Origin of the sequence: Mesorhizobium quangtriensis (assembly GCF_040081925.1) — a bacterium.
Lineage (GTDB): Bacteria > Pseudomonadota > Alphaproteobacteria > Rhizobiales > Rhizobiaceae > Mesorhizobium_K > Mesorhizobium_K quangtriensis.
In genome coordinates, this window is the sequence record NZ_JBEBMF010000003.1 from 315,830 (window position 1) to 336,607 (window position 20,778).

17 protein-coding genes are annotated in these 20,778 nt (G+C 62.0%); 10 read left to right on the forward strand and 7 right to left on the reverse strand.

All coding sequences use genetic code 11. The features are described from left to right. Positions 1 to 8 precede the first annotated feature (8 nt). Complete coding sequence (locus ABMA32_RS17290) at positions 9 to 302, forward strand: hypothetical protein (protein ID WP_349015053.1); 294 nt, start codon at positions 9 to 11, stop codon at positions 300 to 302. Between the two features lie 54 nt (positions 303 to 356). Here the strand turns inward: ABMA32_RS17290 and ABMA32_RS17295 are convergent, their stop codons facing one another. Continuing rightward, positions 357 to 1,619 carry an adenylate/guanylate cyclase domain-containing protein gene (locus ABMA32_RS17295; protein ID WP_349015054.1) on the reverse strand — a complete coding sequence of 421 codons (1,263 nt, stop codon included), beginning with the start codon at positions 1,617 to 1,619 and terminating at the stop codon, positions 357 to 359. A gap of 137 nt (positions 1,620 to 1,756) precedes the next feature. On the opposite strand from ABMA32_RS17295, the gene ABMA32_RS17300 reads away from it, so the two are divergent. The 9 genes from ABMA32_RS17300 to ABMA32_RS17340 all read left to right on the forward strand — a co-directional run bounded on the left by ABMA32_RS17300 (position 1,757) and on the right by ABMA32_RS17340 (position 14,560). Further along, on the forward strand, positions 1,757 to 2,899 hold the full coding sequence (locus ABMA32_RS17300; protein ID WP_349015055.1) for a DUF3095 domain-containing protein: 1,143 nt from the start codon (positions 1,757 to 1,759) through the stop codon (positions 2,897 to 2,899). Positions 2,900 to 3,026: 127 nt separating this feature from the next. Beyond that, positions 3,027 to 4,913 (forward strand): ABC transporter ATP-binding protein, encoded by a 1,887-nt coding sequence (locus ABMA32_RS17305; RefSeq protein ID WP_349015056.1) that lies wholly within the window; start codon positions 3,027 to 3,029, stop codon positions 4,911 to 4,913. Then, the gene (locus tag ABMA32_RS17310; protein WP_349015057.1) at positions 4,910 to 6,796 is read left to right on the forward strand and encodes an ABC transporter substrate-binding protein; all 1,887 of its coding nucleotides are present in this window, start codon (positions 4,910 to 4,912) and stop codon (positions 6,794 to 6,796) included. Before ABMA32_RS17305 ends, ABMA32_RS17310 begins: the two co-directional genes overlap by 4 nt. A 102-nt stretch (positions 6,797 to 6,898) precedes the next feature. Next, the gene (locus ABMA32_RS17315; RefSeq protein WP_349015058.1) at positions 6,899 to 7,897 is read left to right on the forward strand and encodes an ABC transporter permease; all 999 of its coding nucleotides are present in this window, start codon (positions 6,899 to 6,901) and stop codon (positions 7,895 to 7,897) included. Then, positions 7,894 to 9,063 (forward strand): ABC transporter permease, encoded by a 1,170-nt coding sequence (locus tag ABMA32_RS17320; protein ID WP_349015059.1) that lies wholly within the window; start codon positions 7,894 to 7,896, stop codon positions 9,061 to 9,063. Before ABMA32_RS17315 ends, ABMA32_RS17320 begins: the two co-directional genes overlap by 4 nt. Before the next feature lie 94 nt (positions 9,064 to 9,157). Beyond that, entirely contained in the window at positions 9,158 to 11,836 is a 2,679-nt protein-coding gene (locus tag ABMA32_RS17325; protein ID WP_349015060.1) for an ABC transporter transmembrane domain-containing protein, read from the forward strand. Positions 11,837 to 11,876: 40 nt separating this feature from the next. Next, positions 11,877 to 12,332: a cyclic nucleotide-binding domain-containing protein gene (locus ABMA32_RS17330; protein WP_349015061.1), complete on the forward strand. Its 456-nt coding sequence runs from the start codon at positions 11,877 to 11,879 to the stop codon at positions 12,330 to 12,332. 3 nt (positions 12,333 to 12,335) lie between these two features. Next, positions 12,336 to 13,196, forward strand: coding sequence for an MBL fold metallo-hydrolase (locus ABMA32_RS17335; protein ID WP_349015062.1), 861 nt, complete (start codon positions 12,336 to 12,338; stop codon positions 13,194 to 13,196). Then, the gene (locus ABMA32_RS17340; RefSeq protein ID WP_349015063.1) at positions 13,193 to 14,560 is read left to right on the forward strand and encodes an adenylate/guanylate cyclase domain-containing protein; all 1,368 of its coding nucleotides are present in this window, start codon (positions 13,193 to 13,195) and stop codon (positions 14,558 to 14,560) included. The genes ABMA32_RS17335 and ABMA32_RS17340 overlap by 4 nt, the downstream gene beginning before the upstream one ends. Here ABMA32_RS17340 and ABMA32_RS17345 read toward each other — a convergent pair. From ABMA32_RS17345 to ABMA32_RS17370, 6 genes are read right to left on the reverse strand one after another with little or no spacing between them, the layout of a single operon-like run. Continuing rightward, on the reverse strand, positions 14,557 to 15,312 hold the full coding sequence (locus ABMA32_RS17345; protein ID WP_349015064.1) for a polysaccharide deacetylase family protein: 756 nt from the start codon (positions 15,310 to 15,312) through the stop codon (positions 14,557 to 14,559). The two genes, ABMA32_RS17340 and ABMA32_RS17345, sit on opposite strands and share 4 nt — an antisense overlap. After that, positions 15,309 to 16,454, reverse strand: a complete 1,146-nt coding sequence (locus ABMA32_RS17350) for a glycosyltransferase family protein (RefSeq protein WP_349015065.1) — start codon at positions 16,452 to 16,454, stop codon at positions 15,309 to 15,311. Before ABMA32_RS17350 ends, ABMA32_RS17345 begins: the two co-directional genes overlap by 4 nt. Then, positions 16,454 to 17,044 carry a histidine phosphatase family protein gene (locus tag ABMA32_RS17355; RefSeq protein ID WP_349015470.1) on the reverse strand — a complete coding sequence of 197 codons (591 nt, stop codon included), beginning with the start codon at positions 17,042 to 17,044 and terminating at the stop codon, positions 16,454 to 16,456. The genes ABMA32_RS17350 and ABMA32_RS17355 overlap by 1 nt, the downstream gene beginning before the upstream one ends. Beyond that, a complete protein-coding gene (locus tag ABMA32_RS17360; RefSeq protein ID WP_349015066.1) occupies positions 17,041 to 18,132 on the reverse strand; it encodes a glycosyltransferase family 4 protein in 1,092 nt (363 codons plus the stop codon). The genes ABMA32_RS17355 and ABMA32_RS17360 overlap by 4 nt, the downstream gene beginning before the upstream one ends. Then, the gene (locus ABMA32_RS17365) at positions 18,129 to 19,376 is read right to left on the reverse strand and encodes a glycosyltransferase family 4 protein (protein WP_349015067.1); all 1,248 of its coding nucleotides are present in this window, start codon (positions 19,374 to 19,376) and stop codon (positions 18,129 to 18,131) included. Before ABMA32_RS17365 ends, ABMA32_RS17360 begins: the two co-directional genes overlap by 4 nt. Then, positions 19,373 to 20,578 (reverse strand): glycosyltransferase family protein, encoded by a 1,206-nt coding sequence (locus ABMA32_RS17370; protein ID WP_349015068.1) that lies wholly within the window; start codon positions 20,576 to 20,578, stop codon positions 19,373 to 19,375. Before ABMA32_RS17370 ends, ABMA32_RS17365 begins: the two co-directional genes overlap by 4 nt. Between the last annotated feature and the right edge of the window lie 200 nt (positions 20,579 to 20,778).

Genomic DNA, 20,778 nt, shown 5'->3' on the forward strand with positions numbered 1-20,778 from the left:
GGCCAGTCTTGGATACGACATTCTACGTTTTGGCCAGCATATGGGCGATCGTCATGATCGTCATCTTCATCATGGCCATCCGGCTGAGCTATCGCATCGAGGCGCGTTCGCCCGAACTGATCAACAAGACCGGCCTGCCGCAGCGGGCCAAGATCATCCATACCGTCACAAACTGGAAGGTGGCGCGAGATGAGGAGACGCAAGGGCTGCGGCGGCTGATGAACCTGCTGCTTCTGGTCAATCTTGCCGGTTTGGTCCTGTTCTGGATCGGCATCCGCGCCCTGCGCATCCACGGCGGCTGATCCTCGGCGCTTCTTTCGCGAGAAGATCGAGCGGTTGGAACGTGGCTGAAACCGTCAGTTCTTCACGATCGGCGGCAGCTCTATCGCCTCGACCGTGATTGCCTGCTGCACCGGCTCCTCGGCGAAGGTGAAAAGCTCCATTTCCTCCGACACGCCATTCAACCGCTGCCGGCCGATGCTGACCCAGCTCTCCGGCTGAAGCGCGACGATGTCGCGAGTCACCAGCGCGTCAACGCCGGTCGCCTTCGTCAGCGATTCGATGCGCGACACCTCGTTGACGGTCGGGCCGATGACCGAGAAGGTCAGGCGCTGCGACACGCCGATATTGCCGAACATGACGGTTCCCGTGTTCAGCCCGATGCCAAATTTGATGGGGAATAGCCCCTGATCCATGCGCGCCTCGTTCAGCCTGTCGCGCGCGGCCAGCACGTTGGTGAGCGCAGTCGTGGCGGCGATGACCGCTTTTTTCTGCTGTTCGTCATCCGAATATGGGAAAATCGCGAGTACGCCGTCGCCGACGAAATCGAGCACCTCGCCGCCCGCCTCGATGATGGGGGTCGCGGTGACGTCGAAATATTCGTTGAGAAGCTGGATGAAGTCCTTGCCGGGCATGGTGTCGGCCAGCGCCGTCGAATTGCGCAGGTCGTTGTACCAGACGACGGCTCGGGTTTCGGCACCGTCGCCGCGCCGGATCGATCCGGCGAGCACACGGTTGCCGGCTTCCCGACCGAGATAGGTCTCTGAGATGTTGCGGGCGATGCGTGCCTGGATGGCCGTCTTGCAGGCAACCGCGAAACGCCGCTGGATCTTCTTGATCGCCTCCAGCTCGTCGTTGGTGAAGCCGCCCGGCCTGTCCGCAGACCATGTCGCGATGATGCCGAGCGTCTTGGTGGTATCGATTTCGTTCCGTATAGTCAGTGCGGTCCTAAGTACGAGGTAGTCGGTCAATCCTTGGTCGGCCAGTTCGTTCAGGACCGGGAAGTCGAGGAGTTTCGCCGGGCCGTCCAGATTGCGGCGAAGCACGTTCAGATCATGATCGAACATGTATTTCATGGGGCTCTGGTTCCAGGCTTCCGAAGCATTCTCCTGATGCAGGAACTGCTCGAACTCCGTCGTCTGGCCGCGTCGCCAGACAATGGTTTCAGCCTTGAAGAGCGGATGCAGGGTAGGCCAGGTGAGCCTCGCGCGGCCGAGCGGGATGCCAATGCCGTGGATGCGGCTGCACAGGCCCTCGAACATGGTGACGACGTCCGGCTCGCCGAGCGCCTGATCGACCAGCCACTCGTTGATACCGGTTACAAGCGTTGCATCCGTCATGAAAACCTTCGTGAAAAATCCGCCCGTCTGTCCGAAGCGTAGCATGTGGGTAGACCAAAGTGATTTTTTTAGTGTTCCGGCAAAATTCGGTGCTGGGTTGTTGCAAGGCACGCTCATAGCAAGGCAGAGGACCTCCATTGTCCATCGAAAGTGAAAACTTCACCCGCTCTCTCCCTGTGAGCGCTGAGTTCAGCGCAGTGCTTGACGAGGAGTCGTATCGCCGGGTGCCCGACGACTGGCTGATCGCAGTGACCGACGTGGTCAGCTCGCGCAAGGCAATCGCCGCTGGGCACTACAAGGCCGTCAACATGGCGGGCGTGGGCGTCATCAGCGCCTTGATGAATGCGCTGGGGACGCAGACCTTGCCGTATATTTTCAGCGGCGACGGCGCGGCTGCCATTTGTGCGCCCGAGGACCGCGAGACCGTGGCCGATGCGCTGGCCAGGATGGTGGCCTGGACGAGGGACGAACTGGGACTGGAACTGCGTGCGGCGCTGATTCCCGTGGCCGACATCCGTGCCGAGGGCTACGACGTGCTCGTCCAGGCAGTGCGTGTTTCCGACGCCATCAACAACTTCGCATTTCATGGCGGTGGCCTTTCACGTGCGGAAACGCTCATGAAGGCCGGCAAATACGGGATTGCCGCGGCTTCGGCTGGTGATCGTCCTGATCTGACGGGGCTTTCCTGCCGATGGTCTCCGATCACCCCGCCGCATGGCAAGATCGTTTCGATCATAGCCGAGCCGGACAAAGCCGCCGAGGGGCGCTTTTCCGACGTGGCGCAACGTCTTCTGGCGTTGATCGGCATGCAGATGGCCGGCGCCGGATCGCCGATGCCGAAGGAGGGACCCACCGGAACATGGCCGCCCGAAGGCCTTGGGTTGGAGGCGCGCGCAATGCGGGGAGAACATCCGCTATGGCTGCGAAAGCTCGGCGTCTACTTCTGGACGCTTTTCTCGTGGTTCGTCATCCGCTTCGAAATCAACATGGGTTCGTTCAACGCACGGCACTACAGGGAATTTACTTCTCTCAACACGGACTATAGAAAATTCCAGGACGGATTGAGGGTGACGGCGTCGTTGGGGGACTCCGAGCTGGCCAGATTGACCGATTTTCTTGAGGGGGAGCGCGTGGCGAAAAATCTTCGCTACGGACTTTGCGTTCAAGATAGTGCAATCCTGACATGTTACGTGCCGTCTGTGACGTCGGATACGCATTTTCACTTTCTCGACGGCGCAGGGGGAGGCTATGCAGGGGCGGCGGAGAACATGAAGTCCTGATCGACGAGGACCGGCGTTTCAAATCGATACACGAGTGGTGGGTTGCAGGCGGCGCTGATGGCCGTATGGTCGTCGGCCTAGGCATGATGATGCGACGGCGCATCGAAAGCGGGTTGGGGAATGCGAGTTGGATGAGGGTGAGGTTCTCCGCGTCAACGACCTGAGGGTGGCGTTCGACGTAAACGGCTCGCCGGTCGAGGTCGTCAAGGGCATTGGGTTTCGGGTCTGTCAGGGGGCGGTCACCGCCGTTGTTGGCGAATCCGGGTCCGGTAAGTCTGTTACTGCCCAGGCCATCATGCAGATTTTGCCCAAGAACGGCTCCATTGTGGGTGGCTCGATCGAGTTCCGACCGAAGGATGGCACCGTAGTCGACATGGCAAAGCTGCCGCCCAACGGCCCGCAGGTCCGTTCGCTACGCGGCTCGGCGGTCTCGATGATCTTCCAGGAGCCGATGTCGTCGCTTTCGCCGGTGCACACCGTTGGCGACCAGGTGGAGGAGAGCCTGCGCATTCACGCCCTGGGCAAGGGCATGAACCGGAAGGAGTTGCGGGCGGCCACCGAGGAGACGCTCGGGCTGGCCGGTTTCCCCGATCCCCATCGCGCCTACGACATGTATCCGTTCGAGATGTCGGGCGGATTGCGCCAGCGCGCCATGATCGCCATGGCGCTGATCTGCCGGCCGGCGCTGCTGATCGCCGACGAGCCGACCACCGCACTGGACGTGACCGTCCAGGCGCAGATCCTGAAGCTGCTCAAGGATCTTCAGGCGAAGTTCAACATGGCGGTGTTGCTGATCACCCACGATCTCGGCGTCGTGGCCAATCTCGCCGACGAGGTCGTCGTCGTCTATGATGGCCGCGTCGTGGAGGCCGGACCTGTGGATGAGATATTCAGTGATCCGCAGCATGAATATCTGAAAGCGCTTCTGAACGCGGCGCCGCATTTCGACATGGCGCCCGACCAGAGGCTGGTCGCCCTGCGCGGCGGCAAGCGCGACATGGTCACGGCGAGGAAGACCGAAGTGCACCGCGAGCAGCCGGACAGCCGGCCATTGCTCACAGTGTCCAACCTGAGCAAAATCTACCATCTGCGCAAGGCATCGTTGTTCGGGGGCGAAGAGCGGGTCATCCGGGCCGTCGACGACGTCAGCTTCACGATCCGGCGCGGCGAATGCCTTGGCCTCGTTGGCGAAAGCGGCAGCGGCAAGACGACCGTCAGCAAGATTTTGACCCGTGCCGTCACCGCGGATTCCGGGTCGGTCATTTTCGACGATGGCGAAAAGCAGGTGAATGTGCTTGCTCTTGACGACAGGGAACTGAAGGCTTTTCGTCCCCACCTGCAGATGGTCTTCCAGGATCCCGTCAGCAGCCTCTCGCCCAGAATGACGATAGCCGACATCCTGCGCGAGCCGATGCAGATCCATGACCAGGGCAATCGGGCGCAGCAGATGGCGCGGGCCAAGGAACTGCTCACGGCGGTGGAACTCGGGCACAATGCGCTCAACCGGTATCCGCACAGTTTTTCGGGCGGCCAGCGTCAGCGGATAGGCATAGCGCGCGCGCTTGCGATGAACCCGGACCTGTTGATCCTTGACGAGCCGGTTTCCGCGCTGGACGTCTCCGTGCAGGCGCAGGTGTTGAACCTGCTGAAGGACCTTCAGAAAGAGCTGGGCCTGACGTATCTTTTCATCGCGCACAACCTTGCCGTGGTGAACTACATGGCCGAACGTGTTGCCGTGATGGCCGCTGGACGCATCGTCGAGATCGGACCGAGCCGCGCCATCTTCGAGGCGCCGACGCACCCCTATACCCGCGCACTGCTTAAGGCCGTACCCTTTGCCGACCTCAATCGGCCGCTCGTCCTGGACGAGCTTGTGCTGAAAGGTTCATCCGACCCGGGCAACTGGCCGGAAGCCTTCCGCGGCGATATGGACGATCTTGCCGCCGTCGATCTCGGCGGCGGACATCAGGTTCTGGCACGCAAGGCTGCCGATTTCAGGGAGTTCCGAGCATGAGAATCTTTGCTGTCTTGGTGGCCCTTCTGGCCATCGTGGCCGCCCCCACCGTCAATGCGGAGGAGGCGCCTCTTCTGGCGACCATGGTGAGCGAGGGCAAATTGCCTCCGGAGGCTAAACGGCTTCCCAAGGAACCGCGCGTCATGACCATAGACGAGTCTACGGGCCGCACCCCGGGCAAACGCGGTGGCACCATCCGCACGCTCATGTCAGAGCAGGGCGATCTGCGCCTGATGACCGTTTACGGCTACGCGCGATTGGTGGCTTATGACAGCGCGCTGGAGATCCACCCGGACATCCTGCTGAGCTACGAAAACGACCGCAACCGGGTGTTCACACTGCATCTGCGCCCCGGGCACAAATGGTCTGATGGCTCGCCCTTCACGGCCGAGGACTTCCGCTATCAGTGGGAAGACGTCCTGACCGACAAGGATATGGATCGCGGCGGGTTGGAACCCGAACTGCTTGTCAACGGGAAGGGGCCGAAGTTCGAGGTCATCGACGACCTGACGGTGCGCTACACCTGGGAAGACCCCAATCCGCTGTTCCTGCCCGCTTTAGCCGGCGCGCGGCCGCTCGATATCTACAGCGCCTCTGCCTATCTGAAGCAGTTCCACGCCAAGTACGCCGATGCGACGAAACTTGATGCCGAGGTGCAGAAGGAGAAGGTCAAGGACTGGACGCGGCTCCAGATCCGCAAGGGCCGCAGCTATCGTTTCGAGAACCCCGACCTGCCCACGCTGCAGCCATGGACGAACACGACAGCACCGCCGTCCAGCCGCTATGTCTTCAAGCGCAATCCCTATTATCACCGGGTCGACCAGAATGGCCTGCAGCTGCCATACGTCGATCAGGTCGTGGTCAACATCGCCGAGAGCTCGATCATTCCGGCCAAGACCGGTTCGGGCGAGAGCGACCTCCAGGAGCGCTACCTGAGCTTCGCCGATTACACCTTCCTGAAGGAGGGCGAGAAGCGCAACAACTACACGGTCACGCTCTGGACTGTCGGCAAGGGTTCGGCCGTCGCCATCTATCCCAACCTGAACACCAACGACGAAGGCTGGCGCAAGCTTTTCCGCGATGTGCGCTTCCGTCGTGCACTGTCGCTGGGCATCGATCGCTCGGAGATCAATCAGGTGCTGTTCGCAGGTCTGGCCAAGGAAGGCGCCAGCACCGTCCTGCCGGGCAGCCCGCTTTACCGCGACGAGCTGGGCAACGCGTATGCCGAGTTCGATCTGGAAAAGGCCAACGCCCTGCTCGACGAAATTGGCCTGACACGTGGCCCTGACGGCATGCGCAAGATGGCCGACGGCAGGTCGCTTGACATAATCGTCGAGAGCACCGGCGAAAGCTCGATGGAAGCGGACGTACTCGAGCTGGTGACCGAGGACTGGAAGCAGCTCGGCATCAAGCTGCTGACCCGCACCAGCCAGCGCGATATCTTCCGCAGCCGGGTGGCCGCCGGCGAGACCAACATGTCGGTCTGGGCCGGCGTCGACAACGGCGCACCGACCCCGGAATTCAATCCGCAGGAATTCGTGCCCAGTGACCCCTATCAGCTGCAGTGGCCGATGTGGGGTACCTATACCAGCAGCCAGGGGACGGCGGGCCAGAAAATCGACATGCCGGAGGCGCAGAAGCTGGTCGACCTCTACAAGCAATGGCTGGCTTCCGAGGACCCCGCGACCCACCAGAAGATCTGGGAGGAAATTCTGAACATCCATGCCGACCAGGTCTTCTCGATCGGCATCGTGACGGCCACGCTTGTCCCGGTCGTGATCTCGAACAAGCTGCATAACGTGCCGGCCGAAGGCATATCGAGCTTCGAGCCCTACGGTTATTTCGGCGTCTACGAGATGGACGCCTTCTGGATGGATCAGTGATGAAGCGGTGCGCCTCGCATGCAGGCGTCGCTGCCCAAGCGGCGGTGATGTCGCCGGTGTGCGAGGCCGCGGCGGCTAGGCTAGGCGGGGACACGCTTTAGAATGCTGTATTACATCTTCCGCAGATGTCTGATGATGATCCCCACGCTGGTGATCACCAGCGCACTCATTTTTGCGATCATCGAAGCGCCTCCGGGAGATTATCTCGAAAGCTACATCGCCGAGTTGAAGGCGCAGGGCGAGTCCGTCGATACCGCACGGATCGAATACCTGCGCAAGGAGTACGGTTTCGACAAGTCGCCCATCCAGCGCTACTTTAACTGGGTGGGCGGCATGTTCGTCGGCGATTTCGGCTACTCATTCGCTTACGAGCTGCCGGTGACCGCTGTCGTGGGAGACAGGCTGTTCCTGACGGTCGTCGTCTCAATCGCGACCATTATCTTCACCTGGCTGGTCGCTTTTCCGATCGGCATCTATTCGGCCACCCGACAATACAGTTGGGGCGACTACGGGTTCACCTTCCTGGGTTTGCTCGGACTGGCGATACCCAATTTTCTCCTCGCGCTGGTGTTGATGTATCTGGCCAACGTCTGGTTCGGGACGTCGATCGGCGGGCTTGTCGACGCCGAACTCATCGACCAGCCGATGAGCTGGCAAAAGTTCATGTCGGTGCTGCACCATATATGGGTTCCGGTCGTCGTTATCGGAACCGCCGGAACGGCTGGCATGGTCCGCCGCATCCGCGCCAACCTGCTGGATGAACTGCAGAAGCAATATGTGACGACCGCGCGCGCCAAGGGCCTGCATCCGTTCCGGGCGCTGGTGAAATACCCGCTCCGCATGTCGCTCAACTTCTTCATTTCCGACATCGGCTCATTGCTGCCGGCGATCATTTCCGGCGCCGAGGTGGTGGCGATCGTGCTGTCTCTCGAAACGACAGGACCGCTGCTGATTGCCGCGCTGCAGAAGCAGGACATGTATCTGGCCGGTTCCTTCCTGATGTTCCTGTCGCTGCTCACGGTCATCGGCGTCTTGATTTCCGACATAGCGCTCGCCTGGCTCGATCCGCGTATCCGCCTCAGCGGAGGAGTGCGCAAATGACCTTGCCCGCGAACGCTACGAGGCTCCCTCACACCGTCTCGGATCGTCCTTTCGATCCGGAGGCGATCTACCAGTTCACCGATGCGCAGAAACAGCTGTTCGAGGCATCCCAGCGGCGGCTGATGTGGTGGAAGTTCCGCCGTCACAAGCCGGCGCTGATTTCCGGCATCTTCCTCGGAATACTTTACATCTCCATCCTGTTTTCCGAGATATTGGCGCCCTACAACCTCGAAACGCGCAATTCGAAATTCATCTACGCGCCGCCGCAGAGAATTCATCTGATGCATGACGGCCAGTTCATCGGGCCGTTCGTCTACGGCTTCGACTACAAGCTGAACATGCAGAACCTGAAACGAGAATACGTGCCCGACCCGAACAAGGTACAGCCCCTACGCTTCTTCTGTAGCGGCGAGACCTACAAGTTCTGGGGGCTGATCGAGGGAAGCTTCCGCATCGTATGCCCGGCCAAGGACGGCACGTTCTTCTTCATGGGAACCGACCGGCTTGGGCGAGATGTCTTCAGTCGCATCATCTACGGTGCGCGTATCTCGCTCACGATCGGCCTTCTGGGCGTCGGCGTCAGTCTCGTTCTCGGCATCGTCATCGGCGGTCTTGCCGGCTATTACGGCGGGCTTTTCGATACACTCAGCCAGCGGTTGATCGAGGTTATCCAGTCGCTGCCGTCCATTCCGTTATGGTTGGCGCTTGCCGCGATCCTGCCCATTACATGGTCGCCGATCGTCGTCTATTTCGGCATAACCGTCATACTAGGTCTGCTGGATTGGACAGGTCTCGCGCGAACGGTGCGATCGAAGCTGCTGGCGCTACGCGAAGAAGACTATGTCTCGGCCGCGCAGGTCATGGGCGCCAGCGACCGGCGCATCGTGTTTCGCCATCTGGTTCCGGGCTTTGCGTCGCATCTGATCGCCACAGCCACCATTGCGATACCCACGATGATCCTCGGCGAGACGACGCTGAGCTTCCTCGGGCTGGGCCTCAGGGCGCCGATCACCAGTTGGGGCGTGCTCCTGACCGAAGCACAAAACATCAATGCCGTGGCGCTCTATCCGTGGCTGCTCTGGCCGGTGGTGCCCGTTATTCTTGTGGTGCTAGCTTACAACTTCTTCGGGGATGGCCTGCGAGACGCCGCAGACCCGTATAAGTGACTAGAGTGCTTATTCATGCTGAGGTGAAGATCTCGCCCTTGTGCAGGCGAGGGAAAGCTGGCGGCCGCTTGCTTCGGACGTGGAAGAGTTCCGCATGAACGACAGGATGGAGCAGAACCTCTTCAAGTATATCTGGAGCCATTCAAAGCGCCAGCAGATATGGATTCTGATCGTGGTCGCGCTGTCGATGCCGACCTATTTTCTTGCCTTCGACATCCCCAAGCAGATCGTCAACGGACCAATCCAGGGCGGTGGCTTCGAGACGCCCGACGCGACCCAGAAGGTCATGCCAGTCGTCGTCAGCAATCCCTTCGGCGATCAGTCCGTCACGCTCTTCGAAGGGTTCGAAGTAGGCCGCATGGGGGCGCTGATCGCGCTCTCGCTGGCGTTCCTCGGCTACGTCATCATCAACGGCTGGTTCAAGCTCTACATCAACACCTACAAGGGCCGCCTCGGCGAGCGGATGCTGCGGCGACTTCGCTACCAACTCGTCGACCGGGTCCTGCGTTTTCCTTTCCCGCACTACAAGCGCGTCAGAAGTTCCGAAATAGCAACGATGATCAAGGACGAGGTCGACCCGCTGGGCGGCTTCATCGGCGAGGCCTTCGCGACCCCGGCCTTCCTGGTGGGGCAGGCGGGCGCGGCTCTGCTTTTCATCATGCTGCAAAGCTGGGCGCTCGGCCTTGTCACGCTGGCGATCCTGATGGTGCAGACCATTCTGATCCCCAAGCTCAGGGCGCGCCTTCGCCGGCTTGCTCTCCAGCGTCAGTTGACCGCGCGCGATCTGTCCGGCCGCGTCAGCGAAATAGTCGACGGCGCAATCGACATCCGTCTAAACGACAGTACCAATTTCGAGCGTGCCGACGTTGCAGATCGCCTGGGGCGAATATTCTTCATCCGCTTCGACTTCTACCAGTGGAAGTTCATGGTGAAGTTCATAAATAATTTCCTCGCGCAGTTCACGCCCTTCGTCTTCTACCTCGGCGGCGGTATCCTCGCGATCCGCGGCAACCTGGACATCGGCCAGCTTGTCGCCGTCATCGCCGCATACAAGGACTTGCCCGGGCCCATCAAGGAGCTGATCGACTGGGACTACCAGCGCCTCGATGTCCAGGTGAAATACACGCAGGTGGTCAACGCTTTCGACGTGTCCCCGCTGGCGCCGCCCTTGATGCAGGAACTGCAGACAGACAGGGTGCCTCATCTCGAAGGTCCATTTGTATTCCGGCAGGTCTCGGCCATGGACGAGTCCGGCAAGACCCTTCTGGAAGGGCTCGACCTCACGATCGATCTGCGCGACGACGTCGCTGCCGTCGGGGCGACGGGCGATGGCGCCGAAGTCGTCGGTGAACTGATCGCCAGGCTTATGGCGCCGTCGGCCGGTACCCTCAGCGTCGGCGCCGCGCCGCTTGCCTCGCTTCCCGAATGGGAAACGGGCCGACGTATCGGCTATGTCAGCCCGGAGCCATTCTTCGCGCATGGCACGGCGCGTGACGCATTGCTCAGCGGATTGCGGCACGCCCCCTTCAGGCCGGCGCCAGAGGATCGGGCGATGAGCCCGCTTCTCATGCGGGAGGCGACGGCGTCCGGTAATCCGCAATTCGATCGGCACGCCGACTGGGTCGATTACGAGGCAGTCGGCGCAAGCACGGAGGAAGAACTCGCCACTCGCATCACTCAGGTGCTGGCGATAGTGAACCTGCAGGAGGATTTCTACGCCTTCGGCTTGCGCACCAAGCTGTCGGACGCAACCGAGGGCGACAGCGAGGAAATGTTCCTGAATGCGCGGCGCATTTTCCAGGAGCGCCTGACCAATGGCGACAACGCCGCGGACGTCGAGCCCTTCGTGCTGACGCAGTTCAACTCGCAGCTTACGCTGTTCCAGAACATCGTTTTTGGCGCAGCCTCATCGCCCGAAATGCTGCCGAGTGAATTTCCGGCCGACTCGCCGCTTTGGAATTTCCTCGCGGGCCAGGAACTCGACAGGAAACTGTACCGGCTCGGCCGTGAAGCCTCCGCCGTCATCGTCGACCTTTTCGGCGAAGTATCCGAGAATATGAAGATCCTCGAGAGGTTGGACCTTATCGACCCGACAAAGCTGCAGGACTACAGCGCTGCGCTCGGCCGCACCGAAGGTGTGGATTTCGCAAATGTGGTCCAGATGGACCAGCAGCGGTTCATCCGCGTCGCGCTGAACTACAACGAACCCCGTCATCGCCTGGACCTGCTGACCGACGAGTTGCGTGACGCCATGGTCACCGCCCGGATGAATTTCCGGGAGAACCTGCCGCCGGAGGTAGCAGCGGAGTTCTCATTCCATGATCCCGACGAGATCAATCCATACGCTTCGCTGCAGGATAACATTCTCTTCGGCCGTATCGTGGACAGCCGCGCGGGCGCAGTCGACCGCGTAAACGCGCTGCTGCGCGAAATCCTCGAGGAACTAGGCCTGTCCTACGCCGTTCTTGAGCGTGGACTGAAGTACGAGATCGGGTCCGGCGGACGGCGTCTGTCCCTGTCGCAGCGTCAGCAGCTTGGCTTGGCGCGCGTGCTTTTGCGCAGGCCGGAGTTCCTTGTCGTCAACCGCGGCCTTAACGCACTCGACAACCGAACCGTGGAAAGGGTTGTCCGCGGCATTCTGGACATGTCAAAATCGGAAGCAGGAGGGTTTGGGGTATTGTGGATCACATCAACGGAATCCCAGGCGGCGCTTTTTGACAGGGTATTGAAGTTTTCGCGTGGGTCGTTGATTTCGGACGAGACAGCAGGATGAACAGACCGATGAGTTTTCCCGCCGCTAGCAGGAGGGTCATATGAGTCTCGAAGAAGACGCATTGCTGCTCGCGAAAGTCGAGCTGTTTACGAACGTCGCTCCGCGTCGGCTGAAGTTGCTGGCGCTTGCGTCCAGCAGAATGCTTTTCGCGGCCGGCCAGGATCTCTGCGTCGAGGGTGAGGAAGGCTACGAAGCGTTCATCCTGGTTTCCGGCGAGGCCGACGTGAAGATCAATACGCCGACAGGCATCGCGACCGTGGCGCGGCTGAAACGCAACGACATCGTCGGCGAAATGGCGATCCTTCGAGACATGCCACGTACGGCCACGGTGACGGCCATTTCGGATGTCTCGACGCTGCGGATCGGCAAGCAGGATTTCCTGAACCTCCTGAAGGAGTTTCCCGAAGTGACCGTGGAGGTCATGCGCTCGCTGGCAGAGCGCTTGGCCCGGACCACCAGCGAACTGGCGAATCTGCGGTCGGCCGCGAAGGCCTGATGGATGTCGTTGACGCCTGCTATCGATGTCAGGGTATGGGGCGCGCGTGGCACCTTTCCGATGGTCGGCGCGGAGGCGCTTGAGTTCGGGGGCCATACTTCGTGCGTCGAAGTCAGGGCCGGCGCAGGCGTCATGATCTTCGATGCCGGCAGCGGCATCATTCCGCTCGGAAAGTCATTGCTGGAGGAGGGTGTCACTCATATCGACCTCTTCTTCAGCCATGTTCACTATGACCATATCATCGGCCTGCCGTATTTCCTGCCTGCTTTCTGGAACAAGGCGAAGCTGCGCATCTGGGCCGGCCACATGCAGGACGGTTCCACGCCCGAGCAACTCGTCGATGGCATTTTCCGCCCGCCTTACTTCCCGATCACCAAGGACTACATGCGCGCGGACGTCGAGTATCACAAATTCGCGCCCGGCGACGTTTTGCGCCCATCGGCCGACGTCGCGCTTGTGACCGGCTCGCTGAACCATCCCAACGGTGCGGTCGGATATCGTGTCGAGCGGCAGGGAGCCGTGTTCAGCTACCTGACCGACTTCGAGCACGACGGCGGGCATGGCGATGACGAGGTGCGGCGGCTGGCGCGAAACGCCGACCTTGCCCTGCTGGATACGACATATACGCCGGAGGAGTATCCGCGCTACGTCAAGTTCGGCCACTCGACATGGGACCACGTTGGCAAGATGTGCGCCGAAGCCGGCGTTCATCGGTGGGGCATGTACCACCACATGCACATGCGCGACGACATCGACCAGCGCGCGATCGAGGAGGCCGCGCGGAAGGCCTACCCGAACTCGTTCGCCGTGAGGCAGGGCCAGCACTTCCACCTTTACCCGCGCCCGGGGCACGACGGGAAGTGATCTCTCTGCCAACGCGCTACAGGCGCTGGCTGGGTCCTGTGCTAGGCCCACGCACCACCAAGACGTTGCCCACCCAGGTCGAAGGCGCGGTCCGCGAGCAGGAAAACCGTGGCGAGGTTCTGGCAAAAATCATCCAACTGGTCATCGCTGCGGTGTGGGGCGCTCTTTACCTGCTTTCACCGCAGGTCCGGAACGTCGACATAGTTTTCATACCCTATGCCGTCGGGACGTACATGGTAGTCAACGGGATCCTGTTGTTCTGGGCCACCCGCCGACGTCTGCCGAACTGGGCCGTCTATGGCTCCATCGTCTTCGACATGACCTTGCTCTATGTGGTGATCTGGGGGTTCCATGTCCTGTTGGATCAACCTCCCTCCTTCTACCTCAAGGCCCCGACGATGACGTTCGTCTTCGTGTTCATTGTCTTGCGGGCGTTGCGTTTCGACCCTCGTTTTGTGCTGGTTTCCGGGGCGGCCGCAGTGCTGGGTTGGCTTGTGATCGTTGGTTACGCCATTCTCGGCGATCCTGCAGGCCCCCGTTTTGCTCGCGATTTCATCGAATATTCGACAGGCAACGCGATCCTGCCGGGGGCGGAGCTTGAGAAGATCCTGGCGATGGTTCTGGTGACCATCACGCTGGCGGTGGCGCTCTACCGGGGGCGTGCGTTGCTGATCAGCTCGACGACCGAAACAATGGCCGCGCGGCGGCTCTCGCGGTTCTTTGACAGCAGCGTCGTGGAGGACATTCGCTCCGGCGAGAATGGCATTCTGCCGGGTGAGGGCAGGGCTTGCGAGGCCGCAATCCTGAATGTCGATATCAGGGGATTTTCGAGACTTATCGAAAATCTGCCGCCGTCCGAAGCCATCGAGATGTTGACGGACTATCAGCGCCGCGTCGTGCCTATCATTCAGGCAGAAGGTGGCGTCATCGACAAGTTCATGGGCGACGGGATCATGGCGACGTTTGGCGCCGTCCGTCCTTCAGAAACCTATGCGGCGGATGCCCTTAGGGCCATGGAAGCGATAATGGCCGACGCCGAGCTGTGGGACGTACACGCGCACCTTGCTCAACTTGCGCGTTGTGGGCTTGGCTTGTCGGTGTCTGCTGGACCGATAATCTTCGGCGCGGTGGGCGACGGTGACCGGATGGAGGTGACCGTCATAGGCGCAACAGTAAACTTGGGCGCCAAGCTGGAAAAGGCCAACAAGATCTTTCAGAGTCAGGCCATCGCGACCCGGGCCGCCTTCGACACCGCCGTGTCACAGGGCTTTGTCGCAACGAGGACGCCGGATTTTGTCGAAGCCGACCTTGACGGCCTGGCGTCCGGGTTGAAGCTTGCCGTCTGGATGAGGGCCAAAGACTAGCCATCGAGTGGCGCCGTGAAGCGGGCAACGCTGCTTGCCGCGAGCATATCCAACAGCCGATCCGTGAACACCCACGTCGCGTCGTCCTGCACGAGGTGGTGCGTCAAAAGCCCATAGGGTTCGCCATTGTCGGCGCTGCCTGTCCTGCGCGCCTCAAGTTCGCGGGCCATCTGGGCGTCCAGCAAAGCCGGGTCGAGCAACCCGCCGCCGGACTTCCAGGCGACGGGATCGAGATGCGTGTTGACCTGCAACAGTCCGTCGGCGGCAAATCTTCCCGAGCGCGGCATATAGGTGGAGATCGCCTTGAACCCAGTCGGGGCGAGTTGGCCGACGATGTCGTCGGCGATCCTGTTCCACGGCGGCGTGAATATCGGCAGCGCCTTGTCGCCAAACAGGTCCCTTATCCTCTCTCGTCCACTGGTGATTTCCTCAATCATGACAGAAAGGGCTCGGTAGGCTCCGAACTCCGCTTTCTTTCGGTCGGCCGGAGCGTGGTTCGCGTGTTTCCAACCATGCGTCAGCGCGAAAACGTCGCTCGTGCCCTGCAGGCGCTCGGCAAGTTCGCGCGTTGCCGGTTGCGGGACGATGGCAAGATGCAGCGGTGCGGAAAAGCGTTCGGCGAGCGCGAGCAACCTGTCCAGCGCTGGCGTGGGTTCGATCGCATCGTCATCGCGCCACCAGACAGGCAGCAGCAGGCCTGCGTCGCGCCAGCGCGCCAGTTCGGCCACGGTCGCTGGGAGTCCGGCGTTCACTCGCGTTTGTCCAGCATGTTGATCAGGATGCGGCCCGTCTCGGCCGCGCCGTCGAAATTCAGGCCGTCCGCCTTGAACCGTCCCTGCCGCACGGCGTTTTCGGCAGCCGCCGCGAGGTTTTCAGGGGTCAGTTCTTCCTCCGCGATCATGCCGTACCCATAGCGATCTCGAAGCAGCGACGCCCTCAGCGTCTGCTCGACTTCGCCGGCTTCGGCAAAAGGCACGAACACGCCGGGTACGCCGGCCTGCAACCAGTCGATCGCGGTGTTGTAGCCGCATTGTCCAATGGCCGCCGCGCAGCGTGTCAGCATGGTGCGATAATCTGCCCGGACGGGCTCGGCGACGGCTGAAGCGCCTTTGGCGAGAGCGTTCAGCCGCGCGCAGACAGCATCTGCATCGGCTCCGCCGACCAGAAGCCGCCAGTGACGGCGGCTGATGCGGGCAGCCGCGACGGCAGTTTCGAACAGCTTGCGACCGACACTCCCGCCACCCGCCGAGACAATGATTTCTCCCGCGCCATGAGTGTCCAAGAGGGAAGGAACCGGGGGAGGAGGAGTGATGAACCCGGTGTAGCGCAGCAACTCCGCAACCTTTGGCGTCACCGGCCAACTGGCGTCGAGTTCCGCTACGTTGGGGTCGGAGTGCACAAGCACGCCGTCGTAGAATTCGGACAGCCATCGCTCGGTCTGGGTGGCCTTTTTCTCGCTGGACGGAGGCGCGAGTATGTCACGCACCGACGACAGGACGAGGGGCGGGCGCGTCATCGAACGCGTGGCAGCAAGCGCCGTCAGGAATTCCTCGCGCAGCACGCGTCGACCGAAAGGAAAAAGTTCGGTGATCAGCGCGTCGGGCTCGCCCTTGCGAAGCGTGGCCACGAGCGCATCGCCGCGCGCCTGCATGAGGTCATGAGAGGCCGGATTGCCGTCGCTGTCCAGGAGGCTCGTGAAGCTCGTCCCGTCGGACCGCACAGGCGGCAACTGGACGAAATCGATGCGCGACAGATCGAGGTGCCTGACCGGCATGCCGCCCGAGATGAGTTGCGGCGCAAGGCCGGCATCGGCAAGCGCTCGCGCCAGCGTGATCGACCGGCTGAGATGGCCGGTGCCAAGCAAATGCGTAACGATAATGGCGACGCGTCTCATCAGCCGGCAGTCAGGCGAACGGGATCGTTGTCATGGGTGAGCGTTCCGTCGTCCTGCACGTCGATCCGATACAGGCGGTCGCGCTTCACCTTGAACGGCGGCGTATCGCGAAAATTCCAGCCGGTCGCCTTCGCCAGAAGCACGCGCATGACGCCGATGTGCGAGACGACGAGAACCGTCCCCCTGACCGAAGAAAGCCAAGGCTGCAAGCGTCCCCAGACGAGTTTCGGCGTTTCGCCGCCCGGTGGCTGAAAGTCCCATCCCCACCCCTCGATGTGGCGATAGCCTGAATTGCCATCCTCGAGCAAGTCCACGCCACGTTGCCCTTCCCAGCCGCCCCAGTCCATCTCGATCAGTTCGGGCACGACAAGCGGGTCGCGGCGGCCGAGGATGCGAGCGGTCTCGACCGCCCGCACCAGCGGGCTGGAAACGAGCGCGGCGGTCAGTAACTGCTTCGGCAGGCGAAGACTGGCGAGGTGTTCGCGCGCATGCTCGTCCAGGGGCTCGTCCGTGCGGCCCTGTATGCGTCCGGCGCGGTTCCAGGCGGTATGGCCGTGGCGCAGCAGCAGGAGTTGCGCGGCGGCGGTCAGCGGCGTCGTTCCCCGAGAAGCGGCGACAGTTCAGCCGTCAGTGCGGCGCGGGCGGCTGGCAGAAGATGGTCGGCCGCGACCTGCGTGCGCGCCCTTTGCCCTTTGGCGAAAAGCTCTTTTGCATTGCCGACAAGCCTGTCGATCGCTTTCGCATAGGCGTAAGCATCATTTGCAGGGACGAGCCATCCGCCATCGCGCACGACGTCCCGCACGCCTTGCCTGTCTTCGGCCAGGACAGGGCAGCCCTGCGCCTGCGCTTCCAGATAGACCATGCCGAAGGCCTCGCCGATGCCCGGCCAGACAAGCAGGTCGCTTTTGCCCATTTGCGCCGCGACGCCATTGGCATCGAGAGCACCCAAGAAGCTCACTCTGTCCGCGAACCGCGAAAACAACCCCTCAACCTCCGCCCGTGCCGGCCCGTCACCGATGATATCAAGCGTCCAGTCCGCCGATTGTACAAGCGCCAGTGCCGACGCCAAGGCCGAATAGCTGGCCAGCTTGTCGCCGGGTCGAAACATGGCGCAGGCAAGTAACCGTGTCGTGTCAGAACGAACGGCGCGCGAGAGCGGCGGCAGCGACTCCTGTGCGAGGAACGGCCGGATACGTGCTATGCGCTGGCCATCGACACGGTCGCGTTCCAATGCCTCCCGGTCGTAGTCTGTCAGCGAGAAGATGATGTCGCCTGCATCGCACGCCGCCTCGGCAGCCCTCGCGAAACGTGCGTAGGGCCCGGTGAGGCGGCTTGAGGCGCGCGTTCCCTCGACGATCACGTAGGGGATTTTCCACAGATCTGAAAGGCGGGGGCCGATCAGGTCCGGCGCCTTGTAGTAGCTGTGATAGGTAAGCCAGAGATCCGGCCTCGGTTCTGCGGAAAGCCGGACGATCTCGGCCTCCGCTTCCCGGAAAATTCGGTCCTGCGTAGCGGCGTCGCCGACTCCATCGCGGCTGCGCAGCCGGCTGGCCACCGATACCGAACCCAGCCCTGCCCCTTCGAGTGCGGCGATAAGGGCGCGCGCCATCGTGCGGTCGCCGGAAGGCACTGGGTCGTCCGGCGTCTTCATCGGCGCATAGAAGGCGACGCCGCTCACGTTCCGAGCGCCCTGCGCAATCGCGCCGACAGCAGGTCGATGCCCGCATCCATGCCAAAGGCCTCGACGAGACGCTTGCGGGCAGCGACGGCCATTCCGGCACGCCCTTTCGGGTCGGCGATCATTTTTGCCAGAGCCGCCGTGAATGCATCGGGATCGTCATGCTCGACAAGGACGCCCTCCCGTCCGTCCTCGATGAACTCAGGGATGGAGGAGACCCGTGTCGACAGGATCGGAAGCTCCTGGCTCGCGGCTTCCATGAGCACGTTCGGCAAGCCGTCGCGGTCGCCGTCGCTTGCGATGCGCGACGGCAGCACGAAGATGTCGGCCTCGCGCAGCGCGGCGATGACTTCGTCCTGCGCCCGCGAGCCGCGCCATTCGATGCGTTCAACAAGTCCAAGCTTTTGCGCCCGCGCCTTGAGCGGCTGCGACAGGTCTCCGCCGCCGATGTGCACGAACCGCCAGTTCAGCAATGGCGGCAGCCGCGCCAACGCGTCGAGCAGCAGATCATAGCCCTTCTTCTCCACCAGTCGACCGACCGAGACGATCGTCACCGGCTGACCCGAACCATCGCGCGCGGGGCGGGGAGGCGGAGGCGACGGAAACCGCGAAAGATCGAGGCCATGATAGACGAGGTCGAGACGGCCCGGATCGATCGACAGGCTGCGCAAATGTTCCGCGCCGAGCGCCGTGCAGGTGACGCCGAACTGGGCTCGGGCCAGCTTGTCGCGCTTTTCCCATTCCGGCGACTTCCAGATATCCTTTGCGTGCGCCGAAAAACCCCAGGGGACGCCACGCATCATGCTGGCGTAGAGCGCAACCGACGAAGGCGTGTGCATGAAATGCGCATAGATGAAGGCTAGGTCGGGCGATGCCTCGCGGGCAAGCACGGCCGCCTGCCCGAAGCGCCTGATGCGGTTGGGCGTCGGTTCGCGCAGCAGGTGGCCGAACCACAGTTTCAGGGCGCCGCCGAACCCCGGCAGGCGAGCTGAATGAAAAAACCCTTTCAGGACACGCAGCGGCTCCTGATAGAGGTATTCGGGCAGGTAGCGGACCTTCGCCTTCAGGGCATCGTGGAGAGCATGCCGCTTCTTGTCGGTCGGATGCCGCATGGACCAGATTTCGAAGGCAAACCCCCGCGCTTCCAGCGCGACAAGCTCCTGCGCGATGAACGTTTCCGACAGGCGCGGCCATCCCTTGACCACGATCGCAAGTCGTCCGGCCGACAGTGGACTTCCGGTCATGCCTTGGCGGGCACGTTGAGCAGGGATTTCGTCAGTGAGATGATCTTCTCGAGGCCATCCATGAAGCCCGCGGGAGCCCTGCCGGATGGCGGGGCCTGCGAGGGGAGTTCGCGGATCGCACGGGCCATCACCTCCGGCCCTTCGCCGTCACGCTCGCGGTCGAGCATGCGGATGAGGCCCAACTCCTCGGCTACGGACGCACGGATATGCTGCTCCATGCGCGGTACGGTGCGCGGCGCGATGACCGCGCGGCAGTCGAACGAAAGGATCTCACAAAACGTGTTGTAGCCGCCCATCGCAACGACACCCACGGCGTTGCGCATCAGGCCTTCCATGCGGGAATCAAAGCCGACAGCGGTGACGCGCGGCTCCAGCGCTGCAACCCGCTGGTCGAATGCGGCGCGCCGTTCGCCATTGAGGAAGGGACCGTAGACGATCAGCGCATCGGGCTGCAGCGTCGGGTCGTCTTCATAGGCGCGGAGCGTCCAGTCGACGAGCGCCTCCCCATCGCCGCCGCCGCCGGGCGTCACAAGCACATAAGGCTTGTCCGGAAGCGCCGCCGGTGTCTCGTGTGGTACGGCGCGCCGCAGATAACCGGTATAGTGCATCCGCTTCTTGAAGTCGTCCGACAGTCCAAGGCTCTGGAGTGGGTTGTAGATGCTCTGATCGCCATAAACCCAGAACTGGTCGTAGAACTTGTCGGCGATGTCGAGCGCGCCCTTGCGCTCCCATTCCTGGCTCAGCGCTTCCGGCGAGTCGAGAATGTCGCGAATGCCGAGCACGACCTTGGCGCGCCCCATTTCCTTGAGGATTTCCAAGGTGGTCGTGAGTTCGCCGCGAAAGCCTGCCGGCTCCTTGTCGACGATCACAATATCGGGATTGAACGTGACCGCCGCGGCCAGGATCACGCTGGCCCGGAGCGCCGTCGTTTGTTCGATATCGAGATTGAGGGACTCCGACACGTAGTCGGCATCGACCGTCTTCACCACGCCGGGCATGCGGATGTGATCGACGCCTGGCGGGAACGTGAAACGGCCTGCGACCGGCGATCCTGTCAGAATCAGCGCCGAAGAGCCTTGCAGCGAAGAAACCAGCGCCTCGGCAATGGCGCGCGAACGCCGCAGATGCCCCAGCCCGAACGTATCGTGACTGTAGAGCAGGATGTGCGGGGCACGGTTGGCCTGCTGGACTCCGTCACGCATTGATCGCTTCCGCTTCGTATCGACTGGCCGCGCAACTTATACCGTCCGACGGGCCCGGTTACCATTAGACGTAGGGGACGGTTTTGTGAATAGCAGCGCCGCTCTGACTTTAGGGACTGCTTAAGCGTGGCAGGACTTCCGCTGGAGCTTTCAACGTCTTAAATGACCATGCGGTTTACTCTGACCGTCAAGGAATTCAC